The sequence below is a fragment of the Dactylosporangium sp. NPDC051087 genome (assembly GCF_055586325.1).
The window spans coordinates 59261-79803 of record NZ_JBVJIJ010000021.1; the positions used below are offsets into that span (position 1 = coordinate 59261).

The following is a 20543-nucleotide window of genomic DNA, read 5'->3' on the forward strand; positions in this document are numbered from 1 at the left end:
CAGCGTCGAGGGAGGGCGATGGAGTCGTTGACCGGCCGGCTGCTGGTGGCGACGCCCGCGCTCCGCGACCCCAACTTCGAACGCACCGTCGTCCTCGTCGTGGCCCACGAGGAGGGCGGCGCCCTCGGCGTCGTCCTCAACCGCGCCACCGAGGTCCAGGTCGCCGACGTCCTCGGCGGCTGGGGCGCCCTCGCCGGCGAACCCCCGGTCGTCTTCGAGGGCGGCCCCGTGCAGCCCGAGGCCGCCATCTGCCTCGCCCGCACCCGCCCCGGCGTGGAAGACCTCGCCGGCTTCAACCGCGTCTCCGGCGCCGTCGGCACCGTCGACCTCTCCGGCGACCCGGACCTCCTCGTCGCCGGCGTCGTCGGCGTCCGCGTCTTCGCCGGCTACGCGGGCTGGTCGCCCGGCCAGCTCGAGCGCGAGATCGAGAGCGGCTCCTGGTTCGTCTTCGACGCCCTCCCCAGCGACGCCTTCGCCCCCCGCCCGGACGACCTCTGGCACATGGTCCTGCGCCGCCAGGGCGGCCTGATGGCCGCCGTCGCCCACTACCCGGCGGACCCGACCCAGAACTAGACACCCGCTGTGAGACCCCCCGCCAAGGTGTGTACTATTCCGTGAGTGCCCGCAAGACAGGGGCGCGAAGATGGGGACGTGGCGCAGCTGGTAGCGCACCACACTGGCAGTGTGGGGGTCAGGGGTTCGAGTCCCCTCGTCTCCACTCCATCGTGTCTAATGACAAACGCCCTGGTCGTCGCGGGATCGCCGCAACGCCAGGGCGTCAATCGTTTCAGGGCTTAGCCGGGCCGCGTGCCACCCACGTGCCACATCATGCGTTGGTCTTGTCTCTTGCCTCCATGATCAGCGCGTCGAGGGCCTTGGCGATGGCGTGATCCCGATCACTGGTCGCGTGTTGGTAGATCATGGCGGCGCGCGTGCTGGAGTGGCCGATCCGTGCCATGAGTTCCTTCAAGGTCGCACCGCTCTGTGCTGACCACGTGCTCCCGGTGTGTCGCAGGTCGTGAAGGTGGAGGTCGAGGTCTGCCGGGATGCCTGCCTCCTTACATGCCTTGCGCCAGATGCGGTTGAAGTTGCGGCGGCGGGGGATGCCGCCCTGCGGACCGATGAACAGGCGGCCGTGCGGCCCGGCCTGCGCGTACTCCTTCAGGTGGTACTCGATGTCCGCTTTGAGTCCTTGCGGCAGGCTGATCGGCCGCTTGCCTGCCTCGGACTTCGGGTCGTCGTCGAACTGTGTGCCGTCTTCCATCTCGGCCGTCGACTTCCGCACCCACGCGACCATCTCGTCCAGGTCGACGCTGCGGCGGCGCAGCGCGACCAGCTCGCCGAACCGCATCTGCGCGAACGTCGCCAGCAGCACCAGCAGCCGGTAGCGCGGCTGGATGGCGGCGGCGATGGCGAACACCTGGTCGAGGGTCGCAGTCGGCCGCTCGTCGGCCTTAGCGGTTGCCGCGCCCTTGATCCGGCACGGGTTGCGCCGGATTAGGTCATCGTCAACGGCGGTGGCGAAGATTGCGTGCAGGATGCGGTAGGTCTTGGCCACCGTCGGTTTGCCGACGGGAGCGTCGAGTCGCCCGGTGCGCCAGGCGCGAATCTTCGGTGCGCCGATCTGGCTGAGCATGGCGTCGCCCAGGTGGGGCAGGGCATGGAGCCGCAGGAGCCGTTCGTACTCCTCCCGGGTGCGCGGCTTGAGGTCGCGGTCGCGCATCCAATCGGCCACGTAGTCACCCAGCTTGATATTGCCCGCGTCGGGGTTCAGCCAGTCGCCGCGCAGGATGTCGGCCTCGGTCTTCACCAGCCAGCGCTCTGCGTCGCGCTCCGTGGCGAACGAGTGCGGGGCGGGGCGCTTCATGCCGTCCGGGCCGGTGTAGCGAGCCTGGAAGCGGCCGGAGGGCAGTGCGCGGACGCTGCCGAACCGGCGGCGCTGGTCTTTGCCGGCCACTAGGCAGCCCTCCGTCCGTACGGCGCGACGGTGCACGACTCGATGTAGGCGTCCAGCACGGACGCCGCGATGCGCACGTGCCGTCCGAACCGCTTGAACTCGATGCGCCGCTCCTCGATCAGGCGGCGCGGGAAGCGTTCGGTTGTGCCGAGGATGTCGGCGACCTCCGCAACGCTGAGATACTTCTCTCGGGGCGCGTGCTCCCGTGGCTTGTGCGGCATCGTGAGTGCCTTTCCGGAGCGGGGCGGTTCGTGTGCTGGGTGGGGGTCGCCGGTCGGCCGCGTAGCTCTCGCGGCGCCCTGAGAGGCTCGCTGATGCAAGATCTTGCGCACGTCGATGTCTTCCTTACCGTCAATCCGGCTGAGAGCCTCTGAGGTGGCCCCCGCGCTGTCGGGCCGGGGGCCACCTCGTCGGCGCGAGGGGGCAGGCGCGGTGACACGGTGACAATGGCGCTGAATAGTCGCGTTTTCCCTGCTCAGCACTACTGCGTTGCTGTCACCGGTCTGTGGTGACAGGTGGTGACAGCGGTGACAATCGGTCGAACTGTCACCGCCGTCACCGGCTGTCACCGCGACCCGGTGACAGCCTCGGACGTGTCTTCACCTGCGGAAACGTCGTCGCTGAGGGCGTCTGTCACCGTGTCACCGCTTCCTGCCCCGTCTGGCGGGGCGGCGGCGTACTCGGCGGCGCGCGGGTGCAGCTCGTACCCCGCGTCGATGGCGCGGACCCAGCCGTGCGCGGCGAGGGTGTCGAGGACGGCGCCGACGTGCGCGGCCGTGGGAACGTGCCGTTGCACGCGGCGGTGGAGCTCGCGCCGGGTGAAGGTGGACATCTCCCGGTCGATGAGCGTGGCGAGCACGGACCGGGCCTTGTCGATCGCCGGGTCTCCGCCGATGACGTGCTGCGCGGCCTGGTAGTGCGCGATGAAGAACGCGGTCAGTCGGACCGCGTCGGCCATCCGGTCAGCGTCGATCGGCTGGCGCCACCCGTCCGTCGGATGGTGCGCGACGTGCAGCAGCCCGGCCATGCGGAGCATCGCGCCGGACAGCTTGTTGGCCCACTCCCGGATGTCGCGCAGCGACCCGCCGGGCCGTAGCTGCCGCTCGATGCGGTTGGTTGCCTCGGATCGGATCTTCTTGGCGTCGTCGGTGAGGGTGACCACGGCCGGGTCTTCCCATTCGGCGAATGTGGCGGCCAGATCGTGGACTTGGCGGGCGTAGTGCTCCCCGGTGTGTTCGGGCAGCGGGGCGGCGTCGTCGTTGCGGTACCCGGCGAGGCTGCGGGGTAGGGCGAACAGGAACCGGGCGACGACGCCTCGTCCGGCGAGGTCGCCGTTGGCGCCGAACTTGCGCAGGACGGAGGGCTGCGCCATGACGCCCACGGTGAGTGCCGGCCGCAGGATGTACTCCCCTTCCCGGCCCATGCGGTCTACGAGCATCGGTGTGCCAGCGTGGCCCTTGAGGAACGGGTCAAGGTTGGGGTTGCCGGAGTAGCGCCCGGCGAGGGTGTCGAAGATGCCGCCTTCGTCGGAGATGAGCGCCATCCGGCCGCCGTTGGCCGCCATCAGTCCGGTGAGCTTCTCGGGCAGTACGTCATCGGCGATGAGCCGGGGCAGTGACGGCACGGTGATGGCCTCGGCGGCCAGGGCGGCGGCGACCGCCTCGGCCTTGGCGTCGTCGCGTTTGGCGGCGTCGGCCTTCGCGGCGGTGGCCTTGGCCTGCTCCGCTGTGCGGGCCGCCACGTCCTTGAGGGTCGCCGCTTCCTCGATGCGCGGGCGGGCCTTCTCCGCAAGGGTTTGCTGAGCGGTGAACAGCGGCCGGGTCAGCGCCCCGTGCACGGGGCTCTTGCGTTCGCCGGGTTCGGCGATGACCGCGACGAACACGTTGACCGGTTCCCGCCATCCGGGTTTGGCCTCCACGTCGAGGCGCCCGCCCACGCACGCGGACAGCACGGCCAGGGCGACGGTCCCGGCCATCGCGGTGTCGGTCTGGGTGAACTCCGCGACGCCGGACACCATGTCGGCCAGCCATCCGGGGTACACGTCGACCGGGAACGGCGGCGGCGCGGCCCGCCCGCCGAGCGGCACGGGGACGTCCCACAGGGCCGTGGACAGCTCCGGCGGCGGTGGCGCGTCGCCGGTGACGAGTTGGAGCCGTGGCGCGGTCATGCGGCCAGTCCTTCCGGTTGAGGCGCAACCGTGGTTGTCGCCGTGCGCGCCAGCTCGGCCAGCGCGCGCATCTGCGGGCCGATGCCCCGGGCGTCATCGAGGGGGCGGCGGGCGTGCGGCCACACTCCCGACGCGGCGTCGGCGTACTCCCGCCCGCCCAGCACCGTCACGTCCCCAGCGGTGTCGAGGCCGAGGCGCCGCGCTTGAGCGCGCAGCGTGGGCACGGTGACCGCGCCGGGCTGCCCCATGCGCTGCTCGTACGGGCCGATCACGGTGTGCGGCATGAGGAGCCCGTAGCGGGCGGAGAGGATGACCAGCCGCCCGCCGAGCCGGTCGGCCGCGCGGCGGCACGCCTGGTGGTAGCTGCCGACGTACATGTCGGCGGCCGGGGCGGGCCGGTCGAGCTTGGCGCCGCCGCACGCCACGACGACCACGGCGGAATCGCGGCTGCGGATGTTGTGCCGCATGCGCTGCTCCACCGGGGCGGCGTAGGCCTTGCTCGCGGCCTGCCGGGTGACGCCCAGGGCGCGGCCCAGCTCGGCGAACGACCAGCCGTCGGTGAGGACCAGGTCGACGGCGAGCCACTCGCGCGCCTCCCGGCACGCGTCCTCCAGCGCGGCGAGCGCGGCCAGCGCCGCCGAGGGCGTGCGGGCTGTGGGCACCTGCGTGGCGAGGTCGGCAAGATGGGCGGTCATCGGGTGGAGCTCGGCCGCCGCGTGACAACTGCGGTTGTCGCGGATGCCGGTCACGCCGCCCGCCTCTCGATCGCTACGGACACGCCCTCTGCGCGGAATCCGCCTTTGATCGCCTCGCGGATCTCCCGGTCGGTCTGGCCGTGCTCACGGCCGGTCGCGGTGAGCGCGGCGACCGCGGCGGCCTGGTCGATGGCTCCGGCCTTGACCATGCGGGCGATGCCTCGGGCGGCGCCGTACATGGCGCGGCGGTGCCCGCCTTTCGAAGCTCGGCCGACACTGGCGAGTATCGAGGCGAGCAGGGCGTCAGGGGATGAGATGGCCCCCGCGCGACGGGTTGGGGTCGGGCCGGTCGGGGCGGCGACGGTGAGCGTCTCGCGCGGCCGGCAGAGCGCGACCAGCGCGGGGGCCATCTCAATCACCGGGTGACTGCCGATCCACCGGTACGGCCGTCCGGTGCGCGGGTGGATCGACGGCGGCGCCACGACGTAGCCGCCATCGGCCTTGAGATCCACGCCGGGGTGGTCGGCGACCTCGGGGGCGAGGCGCCCGCCCGGGTGACGGTAGTACAGGTGCCACCCACCTCCGCCGGTCGCCACACACGCGGTGCGCGGCATGATGGCGGGGTCGAGGGCGCCGCCGTTGCGCGGGTCGATGTCGACCACGGCCAGGTCGGCGACCGTGCCGGTGCGGATGGCGAGCACGCCCCGCGGGTGAGCCGCGCACATCGCGGTGAGCCGGTCAGGGTCGGTCGTGGCGGCGTAGAACCCATGGCAGGTGAGGCAGTCGCAGGCGGCCGGGTCGTGCTCGCGGTCAGCGTCTTTGCAGGCGCCGCAGTTGGCCAGAGGTCGCTTGGTGCGGCCGAGCAGGAACACTGGCCAGTCACGTTCGGCGTATTCAATCGCGTTGCGCAGCAACGCTTTGCGGTCAGGGCGAAGCTCCATATCGGTTCCTCCCGTGGGTGACATGGACGGTGCTTCGGGGCGCCCGGCGAGCGCGGCCGGGGTGTGCGTCGGGCAGCGCAGGCCGGGCATGTAGCGGCGAACGCCGTCGATGGCGTCGCAGTACCGCTGGTCGGCGCCGAACCAGAACCGGCACCGGTCGGTTGCGGTCATCAGGCGGCCCGCCGGGCGCTGACGCGGGTGGCGCGGCCGATGACGGTCGCCAGGTCGCAGGCGAGGCGGAGAAGCTGCCAGCGAGCGACCTGCTCGGCGGCGGCCAGGGCGACGGTCAGCGTCACCTCGGCGTGCTCCCGACCATCGGCGGCGCGTACACGGGTGAGCAGCGCGCGGCCGAGGCCGGGGACGTCGACGGTGAGGGGGTCGGCGCGGTGCTCGCCGAGGTTGCAGCGGTAACCACCCGCACACCAGTGGGGGTGCCCGCCGCCGCGCAGCGCAGCGCGGCGGCGGTTGAGGACGTTCATCGGCCCGGCTTGCGGTTGCTGCGGTCGTTGGCTCGCACGGTGCGCAGGTAGTTGATGGCCCGGCGGCCGGGGCGCAGTTGGCGGCCGGTGCCGTCGCAGCGGTGGCAGAGGCCGAACGCGCGGCCGATGATGGCGCGGCGTTTGCCGGTGCCGGTGCAGCGGCGGCAGGCGACGAACGGCCAGAGCCAGCACGCGCCGAGGTAACCGAGCGTAACGAAGGTCAGGGCGAGGATCAGCAGGCCGCTTGCGGCGGCGTCGCTGGTAGCGGTAGCGGCGAGCGTGGGCATGAGGATGCCTCCAGGGCCGGTTTTCGGGTGCGAGGGGCTGCTGGCGCTACCCGCTACCTCGATGGGTAGCGGCTGGCCAGGTTGGTAGCGGGGTGGGTAGCGGCGGCGCTACCAGGTAGCGGCGCCGCCGCTACCGGTCAGGCGCTCTTGCGGCGGTCGATCGCGGTGTCCACATCGGACACGCGGGCGCCCTTGAGGACCTCACCGCGAACTTTGACGTTCACGCTCGGTACACGATCGCGGAGTTGCGCGGAGATCGCGTCGGCGGTGATGTCGGCGTAGTGCTCCGGCAGCGTGTCGGCGAGCCGGGCGGCGATGGTCGCCCAGTGCAGGCCCTTCTCTCCGGCGAGGAACACGCTGCGGACGTCGGCGAGGGTGTCGCGCATGTCGCGGGTGATGTGCTCGCCGATCGCGGCGCCGGACAGCGTCCCGGCGGCCTGCCGGTGCTTGCGGGCGGCGGTGAGGATCTTCTCCGCGTCGCCGTGGTCGGCGAGGTACGTCCGCACCGTCGGGGTGTCGTCGGTGGCGCCGTACATGTAGCCGACGCCCCGGTACTGCGGCCCGTTGGGCAGGGCGGACGCGTCGTAGCCTTCGCTGTACGCCTCACCGCCGAGGATCGCCTCACTGACGACGCGGTTGCCGCACTTGAGCGCGAACCTGACGGCGTGGTTGTCGCGGTACCGGTTGAACAGGCGCCCGACGTCACCGGCACCGACGCCGGACGGCTTCTGCGAGCTGGACAGCAGGATCACGCCCGCCGAGGGGCCGACGGCCATGATGTAGGACAGCAGCGCGGCGATCTCCTTGTTCTGCTCCTGGCTGTCCAGCTCGTAGTAGACCTGGAACTCCTCCATCACGAGCATCCACACCGCGAGCTGCGGGTACTTCCGCGACAGCTCCCGGGTGATCTTCCCTTCCGGGCACTCCGCGGTGGACAGCGTGGACAGGAAGTCGTTGACCTCCAGGATGTGCGCCTTGACCTCGCGGAGCACCTCCAGCAGGTGCTCAACGGGGTTGTCGTCGCGCAGGTTCGGCACCGGCCCGAACACCATGCGGTGCGCCACGAGCCGGAACTTGTCCCAGTCCGGCGACATCTTGCCGTCCACGACGATCAATCGCACGTACGGGTCGAGCGCGGCGAACAGGGCCAGGAGCCGGGTCGCGAACGTCTTGCCCTTGCGCGGCTGCGCACCGACCAGGACGCTGATCCACATCAGCAGCAGCGACACCTTCCGGCCACGCTCGTCCAGCCCGAACGGTGCCTCGGTCCAGATGTCGCGGGGCTTGCAGTCCAGCAGCGGCGTCTTCCCGGCCGGGATGGCGAGGGGGTCGCGGTCGGCGACGAACAGCACGTGCCGCCGGTGCGAGCTGGGGTCGCGGGTGAGGAACACCTGGTTGACGCTGACGTCCAGCCCGGACGCGATGGCGCCCTTGGCGTTGAGGACGTGCTCCCACGTCTTGCCGTACGGCAGGTCGATGACCACCTGTGAGCCGGAGCCGGTCGCGTCGCGGGACATCGTGGAACCGAAGGTGACCTGCTGGTTGGGCTTGTCCGAGTGGCCGAGCCCGGCGGCGTAGTAGGCGCGCAGGATGATGTCGGGGTTGACCCGCCGGTACCGTCCGGCGACCACGGCGGGGCGCAGGATCGGCTTGTCCTGCGGGCGGCCGAGCCGCGCCAGCCCGCACACCGCACCGGCGGTGGCCAGGCCGGTCACCCACCACGGCGCGAGGGCGTAGGCGACCGGCCCGCCGATCGCGGCGGCGGCGACCTCGGCAGCGAGGATGATGCCGCGCCATGCGCGGGTGGCCTTGACCTCGCGGTGCAGCTTGTACCAGGTCGCCGGGTCGTTGGCGTCGGCGGCGGCCTGCCGGAGTCCGTACTGTTCCGACAGCCACCACCACCGCAACTGGCGGCCGACCAGCTTGAACAGGCCGACGGTGGCCCAGAACCCGGCCTGTGCCGCGTACCAGGGCGCTCGCACGGCGTGATAGCCCGCGCGGTGCAACGCGTCCTCGGCGATGTCTCGGACGGTGGCCTTGAAGTTCTGCCAGCCCAGCAGCCTGCCCGGGATGATCGGGCGGCGGCCCTTGCGGTCGGCCGGCGGAGCGTCGACCAGCACGCCACCGGGCTGCGGCTCGTCGTCGAGTGCGATGTCGAAGTGGCTCTCACTACCGTTGCCGTCGCGGCGGGCGCGGGCGGCGCCGAGGTCGACCACGTCAGCGACGTCGGCGACCTCGGACTCGTACTTGGACCAGTCGAACCCGTTCGGGTGCTCGCGGTCCGGTTCGTTGCTCGTCATGCTGAGGGTCTCCTGACTCACGTGCTGGGGATGGGAGACCGGTGCGCGGCCGAGCTTTCCAGGGCCAGAGGCCGCGCACCGGGCGGATCTAGAACGGTCTACGCGGGCTCCCGCTCCGACTCGGGTCAGCGCCGGTCGATGTGGTCATGCCGCGTCCTTCTGGGTGGTGATGGCGTCGATGAGGGCGATGTCGGCGTGGTCTTTGGGCCGGTCGGTGCTGGTCTTGCTCTCCCGCACGGCGTGCAGCGGCGCGAACGGGATACCGGCGTGGTGTTCGGCGGCGCTGATCAGCCGGTCGGTGTCCCAGCCGGGCAACCAGCGGTCCGCCACCTCGATCTGCAGGCGGATCGTCAGGCCGTGCCCCGAGGGGGCCGGGGTCGGCTGGCACCAGCGGGTCAGGCGGCGCCACGCCTCGCCCCGGGCGACCACGTCCAGGTCGCCCAGCTCCCGGCGCAGGCCGTGGGCGAGCATCGGCCCGGACCCGAACACCACGAAGTCGTCGGCGGGCAGGTTGAGACCGCCGAGCATCCGCAGCAGCGGGTGACGGGAGAACATCGGCGCGGGGGATGACATGATGGGGGCTCCTCCATGTGAGGGGCCGGTGCGCGGCCGAGGTTTCCTAGGCCGAGTGGCCGCGCACCGGGCAAAGAACGATGGGATTGGTCAGCCGTTCAGGGCGTGCAGGAAAGCGCCGATGCCGCGCACAACCGCCGTGACGGTGTGGGCCGAACCGACCGGGTCGGTGATGACGAAGTACGCGGCCAGCAGTGCCAGCAGCCCCCCGATTACCTTGTTCTTCAACGCTCCGGGCATCGTCTCTCTCCTTTGTGGACGGTCAGCTAAAACAGGACTGGACTCTTCACCCAAATCGCGTCCGGACGGCAACTTGGCGTCTCTCTGGGCTTTGTCAGGGATGCATCGCGTGTGGGCTCAGTTGTTCGTGCCGGTGTCCAGCAGCCGCCGCACCGCGATGCGGGCCGCGTCGGTGGTCATGTCCCGGTCGGCGACGACCGGGGTGGGCCGGTTGGTCAGGACGAACGCGTCTGGCGCGTCGGGGTCGGCCCACTCGAACAGGCACAGAGTGACGGTCGGCTCGGCGGGGTCGGCGCTGATCGCCAGCCGGTGGAAGTCGCCGGGCCGCACCGTGAAGCCCTGGCCGGTGCTCAGCCGCTCGTCGGTGACGGTGTCCGGATCGATGACCGCTCGGACGCCGGTGCGCTGCTGGGTGTGGCTGCCATCCGCGAGGCAGGCGCAGCGCCATACGTCCAGCCCGCCGGTGGCCTCGGGCTGGGTGGTGTAGGCGGGTGTGGGCCGGTGAGCACGCATGGCGTCATGGCTGCCGGTGGCTCAGGCTTGACGCCTGGAAGACCAACGACGCGTTGCACGCGTACTACCGCGCCCGGGGCTGGACCCATCTACGCACCGTGGCGAACGCAGAGCGCTTCTCCGGCGCACTGTTCCAGGTCGTAGCTCATGCCGACACATCACCGCGCCCACTGCAGGAGGCAACCATCGTGAAAGTGCTTCCGACGACCCTCGCCAGCAGCGGCGTTGAGGGTGCGAACGAGTCCGGCAGCTACGTTCCGCACCACATGCACCAGGCCGTGGGCCTCACTGTGGATTACGAAGCGCTGTCTGCCGTTCGGCCTGCGCTCTTCGTAAGCGGCCACCGCTATCGCGTGCGCGAGGTCGATGGTGCCTGGTCATTCGAGTACGACGCCCACCCGGGAAGGTCTTGGGTCAACGAGGGCCGCATCGTCGACACCGGGGGTATGTCGCTGGTGAGTGGCACAGAGTACGTGTTCACGCACCGTAATGGCGAGCAATGCGGAATCGAGATTGCCGAGGTGGAGCGGTAGCCGGGCGACCGCTTGGAGATCCTCAGCACTTGGAGTAGCCGGTATACGTCCCGTCCGGTCGCTGCGTGCCGCACCACGCGGGGACCTCCACTTCGGTCAGTCGCCAGCCGTCCCGTTGCTGCACCGCCTTGGCGTGCCACGGGAGCGTGCTGTTGTACCAGACGTCTCGACCGTCACTGGGGTGCCCGCCGACCATGAACCAGAGAGTCATCTCGGCCCGATCGTCGTACCACTCGACGTCGTACGCCTCCTGTCCCTCTTGTGCCCATCCCGTCTTGACCTCGCCCCACGTCCACTCCGGATGCCGGCCGATGTCGCGCTGCCTGTCCGCTAGGAAGTCAGCGCGCGCCTTGAGGATGTCCTTGGCCTTCTTGCCCGTCACTATCCGCGCGGCCAGCATCTCGCCGTTCTTGCCAGGTTCGTTGAACGACATCTGATAGCGCACCAATGCCTCGCCAGGAGTTGAGGCGCCTTGGCCCGCCTCGATCGTGCCGCGTACGAGCGGCAGGACAACCGCGGCGACCGGCACGGTTAAGCACAGCGTGACACCTGCCGCGATCCCGCCGACCAGCCATGGCCACCGCTTGCGCGGCTTCGGTGGTGGGGGAGCGTCGACCGGCTCGGCGATGACCCGCCCTCAATGATCGCGTTTCGTGTCCGCCCCGTCACAAGATCGACGCTACATGATCTCTATGTGGGGTCGCTATGGTCGGAGACACAGGTGCTAGCTTGGTGTCCCGCCGGCCGCCCGGGTCCCCTAGTCACCCGATGGTTATGGACGCTCGACTGATCAAAATGTAGAAGCCGTTCGCTACACTCGGCTTGCCGTCTTGCATTAGTGAAGTTCAATTACCCTTCGGGAGGGGAGCGCAGTGTCAAGATTCCGCTTGTCATGGTTTGGCGCTTTGGTTCTAATTTCGGTAGGAACGTCAACCATGGGCTGCGCCCAGCGAGGTCCAGGGCAATCAAATGGCGTCGCCGGCCAGCAGGACGCGGCCAGTCCGGTCGGCACGCCGTGTTCCCGGCTAGACCTCTCGAAGCAACTTGAAGACCTTATTGTTCAAAAACGCGCAATGCCTGCCACTGCTCCAAATGGGGCGAAGGTGGCCAACTCTGGCGCATGGGCTTATGGTTCCAAACCGATTCAAATTGCGAAGGCTGGTCAGTATGTGTTCACTTTCGGGCCATTGGCTACCGAGTTTGACTATCCAAAATCGCCCGAAGGGTTCAACATGATGCCGCCTCCAGACTTCGAAGGCGCAGTGCGACTAGCGGGGGATGTGAAGCCGCAGATTGTCCAGGTAGGCGACGCCAAGTTCTTTGAATTCAGCGCCATTGTTGACACGTCCACAGCTTGCGACAATTTGGTGCTGTTCATTTCTTAGTGTAAGGATGGCCATTTGTACAATCGATCGCGTGTCCTAGTAAGTTCCATTCTCGCATTCGTCGCGATGGCGGGAATGCTGGTCGTTTCACGCCCGGCATCCGCAGCAGCGCTTTGCGTGAACGTTATTGGCCAGTCGTATATTTCGAGTGTCAGTGGCAGCTTCTCGTCGTCTGCGATCTTTCCGTTTTACGGCGGCATGTACAGTATGGATTTTAATCAGGATTATACTGGCGGATCTGCGTCAATCTGGCAGATCGGCGTTGTTTCACAGGAGTACACGGGAGCCTATATCCAGGCGAGGGGTTATAATGATCAAGGCGTACCGGGATCGTGGCCTGCGGGTTGGTTTATCATGATCCGCCCTTGCTAATGTCGCGCCTTGCTTGGAATCTCGCCTGCCGGAAAAACTTGATGTGTCGATAACGCATGATGTGGCACACCAAAGAACTACTCGAACAGTAGTGGCGTCGACTTTGCCATCGGTTCGTGTGCCGCATTCGTGCCACACGACATGGCTGTGGCCGAAAGTATCTGCCCGTGTGTAAGGGCCGCTCGGGACGCCGTCGACCGTCGTGCCACACTCGTGCCACTCGCCGAAGTTGACCATGGAGACTCGCGGGGACTGGCGGGGAATAGCGCGCCGCGTAGCTCTGTGGCCTGCGCGCATGTCAACCGCAAGGTCGAGACCAGTCCTGGCAGTGTGGGGGTCAGGGGTTCGAGTCCCCTCGTCTCCACTACATGTGGCAGTACGCGAACCGTACTGTCAACAGGTAGTTGATCAAGGGCTGGCTCTAGGGTCAGCCCTTCTTCTGTGTCCGGGGTCAGGATGCGGAAGCGCGGTATGACGCTGTCGTCGGCCTGGATCTCGACTTCCTCGATCAGCGCTTCGAACAGTGCCTTCCTGGCCTTGTGGTCACCGTTCGTGATGATGTCCGCGACGTGGTCCCTGATCTTGGTCAGGTCGTCGGCGGACGGTCCTGTCGGCGGCTGGTCGAGGTCAAACTCGATTTGGGCCTTTCGTGTGCGCAGCTGCTTCGAGTGGATCTTGAGTTTTGCGAGTCGAGCCTGGATCTCGGGGTCCTCGTCATCGAGCGTTCCCCGTTCGAAGGCCGTGAGATAGCGGTCAACGGCAGCGGCATTGTCGCGCAACTGGCGTGCGACGGAGGCGAGTTCGTCATGGTGGCTGCTAGTGGCTTGCGCGTAGGTGTTCATGAAGTCGCTGATGGCCTGCTCAATGACGTCGTGGCCGGTGGTGTAGAAGTCGAGGAGGGCTTGCCCGATCGCCTGCTCCAGTTCGTCGGCGTTGAATCGGTGGATGTCGCAGCCCTTCTCGGCGCCGTATCGATTGCGGCTCCAACACATGTAGTAGCGGTAGCGACTGTTCCTGCCGTGTGCGACGGTGCCGATGTACTTGCTGCCGCACTGCGGGCAGGGGATCTTGCCGGTGAGCGTGTACTCGGAGGCGTTGGCTGCGCGCCGGCCGATGTCTTCGCTGCGCTTGGTGAGGATGTGCTGGGCGTACTTGAATTGCTCGGCGGTGATGATCGCCGTGTGAGCGTTGGTGGCGGTGATGTCCCGGAAGCTCTTTTCGCCGAGGTACTGGCGGTTGTTGATCACGGTTTCCACCGAGCGCTGTGACCAAGGTTTGCCTCGCTTGGTCCGTAGCCCGCGGTCGTTGAGAACGGTGGCAATGGCGCGGGTACCGAGGCGATCTTTGGTGTAGAGGTCGAAGATGCGGCGGACGGTCCCCGCCTCAGCCTCGACCACGACGTAGTTGTGAGTCGCCGGATCGATGGTGTACCCGAATGGGGTGGAGCCGCCGTTCCACAGGCCCTTGGCCGCCTTGCGTTCCATGCCCGCGATGACGCGGTCGATGATGACCTCGCGCTCGAACTCCGCGAACACGCCGAGCATCTGCACGAGCATGCGGCCGATCGGGGTGGACGTGTCGAAGGGCTCGGTAGCGGAGCGGAAGACGACGTCGGCATCGGTCAGCTCGTCCAGCAGTGACACGAGGTCACGCAGTCGACGGGAGAACCGGTCCACGCGGTAGACGAGCAGGGTGTCGAACAGTCCCGCGCGGGCGGCGCGCAGCATGTTCTGAAGATCCTTGCGGTCGGTGGTCGCGCCGGAGGCGTCATCGGAGTAGACCTTGACGATCTGCCAGTCGCCCGGTTGTGACTCCACGAACGCGCGCAGTTTGGTCTCCTGCGCTTCCAGGCTGTAGGGCTGGTTGTCCTCGTCGGTGGACCGGCGGAGGTAGATCGCCACTCGGCGGGTGGTGGACTCCTCGATCTGTCGTATGCGATGCGGCGTGCGGGTTTTCTTAGCCATAGATCAATGCCTTTCATGATCATTTAAGGGGTTGGCTGACCGTCGAACGTCAGTCCATCCGGACGGCGTGTCAAGCCGGTCGAGGCCGCTTGAGCTGCGGAAACACAAAGGGCCGGGACGGCGTCTGCGCGCCGTCCCGGCCCCTCTGTCTGCTTCGTCGTGTGGTGGTCGCTAGATGGAGCGCAGCCGCCTGCCGATCCGGTGCGGGCGGCCGTGCCTTGCTGGGAGGTCTGGCGTCGGTGCGTTCTGGCCGCCTCGCCTTGCGTGCTGCTGGGTGGCCCGTTCCTGCTGTTCGGTGCGCCAGTGGTCGGTCATGATGCCCAGCGCGGTCGCCATGAGACGGCCGAGTGGGCGTGACGTGTCGAGCGCCCCGTCGCCGGTGATCACCGCTACCGAGGCCGCCTCGAATGCGCGCAGCAGGTCGCTGAGGTGGTCCATGCGCCGGTGCAGCTCGGTCAGGCTTGCGGTGACGAGGATGTCGATCTCGCCGCGGGTGGCTGCTTCGAGTGCGGCGCGCAGTCCGGGCCTTCGCGACAGCGGTTCGGCGCTGTTTGTGGTGTCGTGGAAGGCCGCTGCCAGGGTCCAGCCGGGGTCATGTTTGCTGAGGAACGTTCGCGCCGCTCGCTCCTGCTCATCGGCTGATGACGGCCGATAACCTCTGCGGGTATACAGGCCGACACGCGTGAGCGCCTCACGTTCGTGTGTCATGTGCGCCCTTTCAAGATCATCGTTGGGTGGGTGGTGGGTGAACGTCGGTCGATCTGTCGGCGGTGTCAAGCCAGTCGACGGACGCGACGAGGGGGCGACCGCTTGCGGTCGCCCCCTCGTTCTTGGTGCTGGTTAGGTGTCCTGTTGTCCGGCCCACCAAGCGGCGATCATCATCGATAGTGCGGTGACGGCCTGCTGGCGGTCCTCTTCGGTGAGCGGTGCGGTTCGCGCGGGGCGGACCTTGATCGGCTTCGCCTGTTTCCTGGCAACTCGATTACGTGGGATCGGCTGGTCCGGCTCAGCCATAGGCGATCCGGGCCGGGATCACGTGCCGTGCGATGCGGGAAGGCTGCGGGATCATGTTGTCCTCCTTCGATAGGGCGGAAATGACAATGGCCCGCAGAGCGGGTGCTCTACGGGCCATGCGGGTCTGATAGGTGGGAAGGCCCTGCCGAGAACGGGGGATCCCGGCAGGGCCTTCGTCTTCGTCCGGCCGTTGTGCGCCGGCTAGCTGGTGATGACTGCTCGGAGTTCGGTGACGGTGATGTCGGCGGACGTGGCGGTGGTGACGTCTGGCTCTGTGCCCGAGAGTCCGCCCCCGCTCCACGAGATGTCCCATGTCGCAACGGCTCGGACGGTGAACGTTCCTCCGGCGCTGTCCGAGGTCTTGGTGTAGGTGTGCCCGCAGGTCGGAGACGGCGAGGTCGGGTTGGCCGATGACGTCCACGGGGTGCCGGGGCCGGTGCACACCGTACTCGTGCCGTCGCCCGCGTGCCAGGTGATCTTCTTTGGTACGGCTCGGGCGGTGATGGTCAGGCCGCCTGCTGAGGCGGTTGCCGTCTGGGTGTTCCACCAGCCGGGTTGCACCCACCACCAGACGGGGACGTGCACGAACTGCTGGGTGGTGAGGTTCGGGCTGGCGGCGATGACCGGCTTGGGAATGGTCAGGCTGTCCACCGCGCGCTGGGTCAGGATGGCGAGCGCGGCGGGCGGCTGAAGGAGGGTGACGATGCCCCAGCCGTTCGAGTCGCCGGTGACTGGGTCGAAGCAGGTTTTGATCCATTGGTTGGCCGGGAGGAAACCGCCGCCGTCTTTGCCGTAGTAGCAGCCGTCGCTGCCGAGCCAGCCGAATCCGTTCTGGCATTCGACGACCTCGCCGCCGATCTTGCAGACGACGTTGCCGCCGCCTCCGCCGTTGTTGCCGCCTCCGCCGCCGATGTAGCCGACCTCAACTGTGCACTTTGGATTGCTGGGATTGTTGGAGCAGTTGACGTCACCCCAGCCGTCCGCGCGGGCGGGAGACGGTGCGGCGAGCAGCATGGCTGCCGTCGCCGCGAGCGCGGCGATTGCGCGAACTAGACGGTGCATGAGCCCACCGCCCGCACGCCGAAGGAGGTCACCTTCCAGACGCCACCGACTCGTTCGACATCGGCCAGGACGAGCCGTAGACCGCCGGGACTGTCTTGGTAGGCGTCGCCGTTGGCCTTGTACTGCGAAGTCTTGCTGGTGTCCAGGCAGTCGCGCAGCGACGCCTTCGTGGGCGAGTTCGGCGGCGCGAGTGACTGAACCTCAGGGTGGTAGACCGCTTGCCCGCGACCGAGGAGTCCCTTGGCCTTGCTGGCTTTCAGCCCGTCAGTGAGCGTCGTCAGCGCGGCGCCGTCCGCGAACTTCGGCAACTCCGGGTAGGCCGGGTCGCCGAGTTCACTGGCCTTGAGGAACGCGTTCTGCATGCCGACGTAAGCGTCGATCACGCGTTGCCTGGCCTGTTCCGGTGACTCGGCCGCCACCGACGCGGACGGCGAAGCGGACGGCGATGCCGAGGTCGATGCCGGCGCTCCCGCACTAGGAAGCGCCACTGGTGGATCAGAGTTGCCGGTGCACGCGCCGAGCAGGACTGTGAGCGCTGCGACCGTGAGTAGTTGCGGCCATGGTGCTGTGCGTTTCATCTGTCCTCCAACGCGCGAGGCCCCGAGGTTCTTTGGTACCTCACGGCTCGGCGGCGCGCTACCGACACTTGTGCACGTACATGCTGTCCGTGCGCTATGCGGCGCGTTCGTCGTCCTGCGCCTCGTGCACGGGGCACCGTCCGTCGCACTTGCCATGGGGTTCATGCAGGTGCAGGTAGACGGTGGCGAGCGCCTCGTAGGCAGCCAGGTGCTCGCGGCCCTGTTCGCTGAGGCTGTACGTGTTGATGACACGGTTACCGAAGTGTTTGCTGTCCGCCCGGATCAACTCCAGGCGAGTAAGCCTGTGGAGGCTACGCGTTAGGGCGTTGTCGTCCACGTGCTCACCGACGTGCGATTCAAGCCGCGTGTGGAGCGCCCGGAACCTGAACGGCCTTTCGGCCAGCACTGCGAGGATCGGTGGATCCCACCGAAACCGGAACAGGTCGGCTATCCGGACTAGTGCCTCGATATCAATCTTTGTTCCCCCCGTTGGTGCAAGTTGCAGATGAGCTATCAACCGTGCCACCGGTCGATCGAGGGAGCAAACGGAATGAGATCGATTGGCAAGAGAGTCGATGCGTTTGCGCTGCTTGGCCTTGTTGCCATAGACCCTTCGGGCGAGGCCGGATCCTGACATGTCCTGACCTGCGAACTTGCGCCTCGTGCTCGCTTCGCGCACTCGCACGACGAACGTACACAGTGTACGTAGGACGTTTACGTACCCACTTGTCCGTGGCGGTTCGTCTTCGCGTTCAGGTACGACGAAGACTCGGAACTTTCGCTACGGGGGTGATGCACCATGACCACGGTTGCCGAGGCGCGCAGGACTGCGCCGGCACGGCCGAGCCTGAACGGGGCGGCGCAGCCGAAGCGGCGCTGGTCGCTACTGGTCGGCGGTTTATTGCTGGTGTTGCTGTGCGCTGGCATCTTCGCTGTGGTGCAGCTGGGTGGTGACGCCCGCGTGCAGGTGCTCGCGGTCGCACGCCCCGTGGCTGCCGGGCAACTTATCAGCGCCGAGGATCTGCGCGTCGTCGGGGTGGTTCCCGACCCGAGCGTGCCGCTGGTGCGCGCCGCGCAAGCACAGCAGGTGATCGGCCGGAGCGCGGCGGTGCCGTTGGCGTCCGGCGCGTTGCTGTCGGAGTCGCAGCTCGGACCGGCGACCTGGCCCGACGCCGGTCAGGCCGTGGTCGCCACAGCGTTGAAGCCGGGCCGGGTACCGGCGGGTGTCGCGCCGGGAAGCCATGCACTGGTGGTGACGGTCGCGAAGGAGGGCACCCCGGAGGTGACGGGACTGCCTCCGGCACCGGTATCGGTATCGGCCATCGTGGTCGATGTCGTTCCCGGTGTGGACGGTTCCGGGACCACGGTCGTGTCGCTGCTGCTGGCCCGCGATGACGCGACGAAGCTGGCCGGGGCTGGCGCTGAGCTCGCCCTCGTCCTGGTGGCGGGCTGACATGCTGGTCGCCGTCACGTCCGTGAAGTCACGCGGCGCCACCACCGTTGCCGCCGCGCTCGCCGCCGTGTGGCCCGATGATCCCGCGCTGCTGATCGAAGCCGACCCCGCAGGCGGTGATCTCGGCGGCTGGCACCGGCTGCCGGACAGTCCCGGCCTCGCGTCACTGGCGAACGCCTGCCGCAGCAGTCACGTCGAGCTGGCTGAGCACACCACCCAGCTCCCCTTCGGCGTCGACGCGGTCCTCGCCGCCGCTGGCCGACCACAGGCCAGCGCGGCGATCGGACTGCTCGCCGACACCGAGCCTGCCCGGTGGGCCAAGGAACGCCCGACCATCCTCGACCTCGGCCGCCTGGAGCCCGGCTCCCCGGCACTGCCGCTGCTGGAGCTGGCCGACGCCGTCCTCGTCGTCGCCGGCGGCGACGTCCTATCGCTGCTACGGGTCTCGCTCGCCGAGATCCCGGTCGAACGCGCACAGCTGGTCACGGTCGGGCAGCTCGCCCACCCGCGCGACGAACTCGCCGGGCTGCTGCCGCTGCCGCTGGCCGCCGAGATGCCCTGGGACCGCCACGGCGCACAGGTCATCGCGGGTACCCGCCGCGCCCGCAAGGCGTGGACCCGCGTCGGTCTCCTCGCCACCGCGCGCGGCCTGGCCGCGTCCCTCGCCAAACAAGGCAATCCCGCAGGAGGTGAAAACCGATGACCATGCCATCGACCGCTGCCCTCACCGAGACCGACCTCGTCGCCGAGCTGCGCGCCCAGGTCGCGCAGGCCCTCGCCGGGCACGCCGGGGGCGGACCCGTGCCCGCCGCCGAACGGCGCAGACTGGCCGAGCAGTACACCGGTGAGGCACTCGACACGCACGCCCGGCAGGCGCTCGACGCCGGACGGGCACCACTGTCGGCCGCTTCGGAGGCAAGGGTGGCCCGTGCGGTTATCGACCACATCGTCGGCGCGGGCGGACTGCAGCAGCTGCTCGACAACCCCGATATCGAGAACGTCCACGCCAACGGCGCCGACGAGGTCTTCATCCGCTACGTCGGCGGCAAAACGGAGGTCGGCCCGCCGATCGCCGAATCCGACGACGCGTTGATCGAGATGATCCGGTCCCTGGCCACGGAAGCGGCATTCGGCGACGATCTGTCCGGCCTCGGTGAGGAGCGGACGTTCGACCGGACCAGCCCAGTGCTGGACATGCGGATGCGCGACGGGTCTCGGCTGTGCGCGGTCATGTCGGTGTCCCGCCGTCCGGCGCTGTCGATCCGCCGACCGACGATGATCAACGCCGATCTCGATGACCTGGTCGCCAAGGGCACTCTCGACGAACCGCTGTGCCGGGTGATCCAGGCCGCCATGCGCGCGAAGCTCAACATCATTTTTGCGGGCGGCACCAACACCGGAAAGACGACCTTCGCCCGCGCCGCTGCACGTGCGATCCCGCCGAACGAGCGGCTGATCACGATCGAGGACAGCTACGAACTGGAACTCAAGGATTCGGTGGCGCACCCGAACGTGGTGAAGATGCAGGCCCGCCGCCCCAACCTCGAAGGCGTCGGGGCCGTGCCGGTGGCGGCGCTCGTGCGCACCGCGCTGCGCATGGATCCGGATCGCGTGATCGTCGGTGAGGCCCGCGGCGACGAAGTGATCGATCTGCTTAAGGCGATGAGTCAAGGTAACGACGGCAGCTTCGCGACCGTCCACGCGAGTTCCAGCGTCCAGGCGTTTACCCGCCTGATGATGTACGCGGTCCAGGCCCCGGAGCACCTGACGTTCGAGGCGTCCGCCATGCTCATCGCCGAGTCGCTCAACCTGGTCGTGCACCTGAACTGGACGTCGGACAAGTCCCGCGTCGTATCCAGCGTCCGGGAGGTCGTCGGGTTCGACGGCCGCGACGTGATCTCCAACGAGGTGTGGCGGCCCGGCCGCGACCAGCGCGCGGTGCCGAACACGCCGCTGCGCACCGAGACCCTGGACCGGCTGGAGGCCGCCGGGCTCGACCCGCACGTCATCGACCGGGTCGGGTGGTAGCG

General features: G+C 68.3%; 24 protein-coding genes and 1 tRNA gene. 7 read left to right on the forward strand and 18 right to left on the reverse strand.

The features are described from left to right. The first annotated feature begins 18 nt into the window (after positions 1–18). Both ACZ6TV_RS35225 and ACZ6TV_RS35230 read left to right on the forward strand, forming a co-directional pair. The gene (locus tag ACZ6TV_RS35225; protein WP_344501559.1) at positions 19–573 is read left to right on the forward strand and encodes a YqgE/AlgH family protein; all 555 of its coding nucleotides are present in this window, start codon (positions 19–21) and stop codon (positions 571–573) included. Between the two features lie 72 nt (positions 574–645). After that, positions 646–718, forward strand: a tRNA-Ala gene (locus ACZ6TV_RS35230). Between the two features lie 108 nt (positions 719–826). On the opposite strand, the gene ACZ6TV_RS35235 is transcribed toward ACZ6TV_RS35230, so the two are convergent. The 11 genes from ACZ6TV_RS35235 to ACZ6TV_RS35285 form a co-directional block, all read right to left on the reverse strand. Continuing rightward, positions 827–1957: a tyrosine-type recombinase/integrase gene (locus ACZ6TV_RS35235; RefSeq protein WP_465302166.1), complete on the reverse strand. Its 1131-nt coding sequence runs from the start codon at positions 1955–1957 to the stop codon at positions 827–829. Then, the gene (locus tag ACZ6TV_RS35240; protein WP_465302168.1) at positions 1957–2178 is read right to left on the reverse strand and encodes an excisionase family DNA-binding protein; all 222 of its coding nucleotides are present in this window, start codon (positions 2176–2178) and stop codon (positions 1957–1959) included. Before ACZ6TV_RS35240 ends, ACZ6TV_RS35235 begins: the two co-directional genes overlap by 1 nt. 344 nt (positions 2179–2522) lie before the next feature. Beyond that, positions 2523–4124, reverse strand: coding sequence for a YfjI family protein (locus tag ACZ6TV_RS35245; RefSeq protein ID WP_465302170.1), 1602 nt, complete (start codon positions 4122–4124; stop codon positions 2523–2525). Further along, the gene (locus ACZ6TV_RS35250) at positions 4121–4819 is read right to left on the reverse strand and encodes a DUF6884 domain-containing protein (RefSeq protein ID WP_465302172.1); all 699 of its coding nucleotides are present in this window, start codon (positions 4817–4819) and stop codon (positions 4121–4123) included. Before ACZ6TV_RS35250 ends, ACZ6TV_RS35245 begins: the two co-directional genes overlap by 4 nt. A 50-nt stretch (positions 4820–4869) precedes the next feature. Continuing rightward, complete coding sequence (locus ACZ6TV_RS35255; RefSeq protein ID WP_465302522.1) at positions 4870–5760, reverse strand: bifunctional DNA primase/polymerase; 891 nt, start codon at positions 5758–5760, stop codon at positions 4870–4872. A gap of 170 nt (positions 5761–5930) precedes the next feature. Next, the gene (locus tag ACZ6TV_RS35260; RefSeq protein WP_465302174.1) at positions 5931–6239 is read right to left on the reverse strand and encodes a hypothetical protein; all 309 of its coding nucleotides are present in this window, start codon (positions 6237–6239) and stop codon (positions 5931–5933) included. Further along, positions 6236–6526 carry a hypothetical protein gene (locus ACZ6TV_RS35265; RefSeq protein WP_465302176.1) on the reverse strand — a complete coding sequence of 97 codons (291 nt, stop codon included), beginning with the start codon at positions 6524–6526 and terminating at the stop codon, positions 6236–6238. The genes ACZ6TV_RS35260 and ACZ6TV_RS35265 overlap by 4 nt, the downstream gene beginning before the upstream one ends. A gap of 137 nt (positions 6527–6663) precedes the next feature. Further along, a complete protein-coding gene (locus tag ACZ6TV_RS35270) occupies positions 6664–8826 on the reverse strand; it encodes a cell division protein FtsK (protein ID WP_465302178.1) in 2163 nt (720 codons plus the stop codon). A gap of 144 nt (positions 8827–8970) precedes the next feature. Further along, positions 8971–9399, reverse strand: a complete 429-nt coding sequence (locus ACZ6TV_RS35275; protein WP_465302180.1) for a hypothetical protein — start codon at positions 9397–9399, stop codon at positions 8971–8973. 90 nt (positions 9400–9489) lie between these two features. Continuing rightward, positions 9490–9639, reverse strand: a complete 150-nt coding sequence (locus tag ACZ6TV_RS35280; RefSeq protein ID WP_465302182.1) for a hypothetical protein — start codon at positions 9637–9639, stop codon at positions 9490–9492. A 117-nt stretch (positions 9640–9756) separates the two neighbouring features. Further along, positions 9757–10152, reverse strand: coding sequence for a hypothetical protein (locus ACZ6TV_RS35285; RefSeq protein WP_465302184.1), 396 nt, complete (start codon positions 10150–10152; stop codon positions 9757–9759). A 53-nt stretch (positions 10153–10205) separates the two neighbouring features. Between ACZ6TV_RS35285 and ACZ6TV_RS35290 the strand changes: the two genes are divergently transcribed. Next, entirely contained in the window at positions 10206–10685 is a 480-nt protein-coding gene (locus ACZ6TV_RS35290; RefSeq protein ID WP_465302186.1) for a hypothetical protein, read from the forward strand. Positions 10686–10707: 22 nt separating this feature from the next. Here the strand turns inward: ACZ6TV_RS35290 and ACZ6TV_RS35295 are convergent, their stop codons facing one another. Then, positions 10708–11214 carry a hypothetical protein gene (locus ACZ6TV_RS35295; protein WP_465302188.1) on the reverse strand — a complete coding sequence of 169 codons (507 nt, stop codon included), beginning with the start codon at positions 11212–11214 and terminating at the stop codon, positions 10708–10710. A 343-nt stretch (positions 11215–11557) separates the two neighbouring features. Here ACZ6TV_RS35295 and ACZ6TV_RS35300 point away from each other — a divergent pair, with 343 nt between their 5' ends. Continuing rightward, positions 11558–12070, forward strand: a complete 513-nt coding sequence (locus tag ACZ6TV_RS35300; protein ID WP_465302190.1) for a hypothetical protein — start codon at positions 11558–11560, stop codon at positions 12068–12070. A 449-nt stretch (positions 12071–12519) separates the two neighbouring features. Here ACZ6TV_RS35300 and ACZ6TV_RS35305 read toward each other — a convergent pair whose 3' ends face one another. The 6 genes from ACZ6TV_RS35305 to ACZ6TV_RS35330 form a co-directional block, all read right to left on the reverse strand. Then, on the reverse strand, positions 12520–14406 hold the full coding sequence (locus ACZ6TV_RS35305; protein WP_465302192.1) for a recombinase family protein: 1887 nt from the start codon (positions 14404–14406) through the stop codon (positions 12520–12522). A gap of 171 nt (positions 14407–14577) precedes the next feature. Further along, the gene (locus ACZ6TV_RS35310) at positions 14578–15114 is read right to left on the reverse strand and encodes a recombinase family protein (RefSeq protein WP_465302194.1); all 537 of its coding nucleotides are present in this window, start codon (positions 15112–15114) and stop codon (positions 14578–14580) included. 132 nt (positions 15115–15246) lie between these two features. Beyond that, entirely contained in the window at positions 15247–15420 is a 174-nt protein-coding gene (locus tag ACZ6TV_RS35315; protein ID WP_465302196.1) for a hypothetical protein, read from the reverse strand. A gap of 201 nt (positions 15421–15621) precedes the next feature. Further along, positions 15622–16482, reverse strand: a complete 861-nt coding sequence (locus tag ACZ6TV_RS35320) for a hypothetical protein (RefSeq protein ID WP_465302198.1) — start codon at positions 16480–16482, stop codon at positions 15622–15624. After that, positions 16470–17060, reverse strand: coding sequence for a hypothetical protein (locus ACZ6TV_RS35325; RefSeq protein WP_465302200.1), 591 nt, complete (start codon positions 17058–17060; stop codon positions 16470–16472). Before ACZ6TV_RS35325 ends, ACZ6TV_RS35320 begins: the two co-directional genes overlap by 13 nt. A 94-nt stretch (positions 17061–17154) precedes the next feature. Continuing rightward, positions 17155–17745, reverse strand: a complete 591-nt coding sequence (locus tag ACZ6TV_RS35330; protein WP_465302202.1) for a hypothetical protein — start codon at positions 17743–17745, stop codon at positions 17155–17157. Positions 17746–17859: 114 nt separating this feature from the next. Between ACZ6TV_RS35330 and ACZ6TV_RS35335 the strand changes: the two genes are divergently transcribed. The 3 genes from ACZ6TV_RS35335 (at position 17860) to ACZ6TV_RS35345 (ending at position 20541) form a co-directional block, all read left to right on the forward strand. Next, complete coding sequence (locus tag ACZ6TV_RS35335; RefSeq protein WP_465302204.1) at positions 17860–18513, forward strand: SAF domain-containing protein; 654 nt, start codon at positions 17860–17862, stop codon at positions 18511–18513. Position 18514: 1 nt separating this feature from the next. Then, positions 18515–19216, forward strand: coding sequence for a hypothetical protein (locus tag ACZ6TV_RS35340; protein ID WP_465302206.1), 702 nt, complete (start codon positions 18515–18517; stop codon positions 19214–19216). A gap of 98 nt (positions 19217–19314) precedes the next feature. Next, positions 19315–20541 carry a CpaF family protein gene (locus ACZ6TV_RS35345; RefSeq protein WP_465302208.1) on the forward strand — a complete coding sequence of 409 codons (1227 nt, stop codon included), beginning with the start codon at positions 19315–19317 and terminating at the stop codon, positions 20539–20541. The last annotated feature ends 2 nt before the right edge of the window (positions 20542–20543 follow it).

Bases quoted from the DNA above. Each gene is read 5' to 3' on its own strand.
- ACZ6TV_RS35225 (WP_344501559.1), top strand. From the start codon at position 19: ATGGAGTCGTTGACCGGCCGGCTGCTGGTGGCGACGCCCGCGCTCCGC.
- ACZ6TV_RS35240 (WP_465302168.1), bottom strand. From the start codon at position 2,178: ATGCCGCACAAGCCACGGGAGCACGCGCCCCGAGAGAAGTATCTCAGC.
- ACZ6TV_RS35245 (WP_465302170.1), bottom strand. From the start codon at position 4,124: ATGACCGCGCCACGGCTCCAACTCGTCACCGGCGACGCGCCACCGCCG.
- ACZ6TV_RS35250 (WP_465302172.1), bottom strand. From the start codon at position 4,819: ATGACCGCCCATCTTGCCGACCTCGCCACGCAGGTGCCCACAGCCCGC.
- ACZ6TV_RS35255 (WP_465302522.1), bottom strand. From the start codon at position 5,760: ATGGAGCTTCGCCCTGACCGCAAAGCGTTGCTGCGCAACGCGATTGAA.
- ACZ6TV_RS35260 (WP_465302174.1), bottom strand. From the start codon at position 6,239: ATGAACGTCCTCAACCGCCGCCGCGCTGCGCTGCGCGGCGGCGGGCAC.
- ACZ6TV_RS35265 (WP_465302176.1), bottom strand. From the start codon at position 6,526: ATGCCCACGCTCGCCGCTACCGCTACCAGCGACGCCGCCGCAAGCGGC.
- ACZ6TV_RS35270 (WP_465302178.1), bottom strand. From the start codon at position 8,826: ATGACGAGCAACGAACCGGACCGCGAGCACCCGAACGGGTTCGACTGG.
- ACZ6TV_RS35275 (WP_465302180.1), bottom strand. From the start codon at position 9,399: ATGTCATCCCCCGCGCCGATGTTCTCCCGTCACCCGCTGCTGCGGATG.
- ACZ6TV_RS35280 (WP_465302182.1), bottom strand. From the start codon at position 9,639: ATGCCCGGAGCGTTGAAGAACAAGGTAATCGGGGGGCTGCTGGCACTG.
- ACZ6TV_RS35285 (WP_465302184.1), bottom strand. From the start codon at position 10,152: ATGCGTGCTCACCGGCCCACACCCGCCTACACCACCCAGCCCGAGGCC.
- ACZ6TV_RS35305 (WP_465302192.1), bottom strand. From the start codon at position 14,406: ATGGCTAAGAAAACCCGCACGCCGCATCGCATACGACAGATCGAGGAG.
- ACZ6TV_RS35310 (WP_465302194.1), bottom strand. From the start codon at position 15,114: ATGACACACGAACGTGAGGCGCTCACGCGTGTCGGCCTGTATACCCGC.
- ACZ6TV_RS35315 (WP_465302196.1), bottom strand. From the start codon at position 15,420: ATGGCTGAGCCGGACCAGCCGATCCCACGTAATCGAGTTGCCAGGAAA.
- ACZ6TV_RS35320 (WP_465302198.1), bottom strand. From the start codon at position 16,482: ATGCACCGTCTAGTTCGCGCAATCGCCGCGCTCGCGGCGACGGCAGCC.
- ACZ6TV_RS35325 (WP_465302200.1), bottom strand. From the start codon at position 17,060: ATGAAACGCACAGCACCATGGCCGCAACTACTCACGGTCGCAGCGCTC.
- ACZ6TV_RS35335 (WP_465302204.1), top strand. From the start codon at position 17,860: ATGACCACGGTTGCCGAGGCGCGCAGGACTGCGCCGGCACGGCCGAGC.
- ACZ6TV_RS35340 (WP_465302206.1), top strand. From the start codon at position 18,515: ATGCTGGTCGCCGTCACGTCCGTGAAGTCACGCGGCGCCACCACCGTT.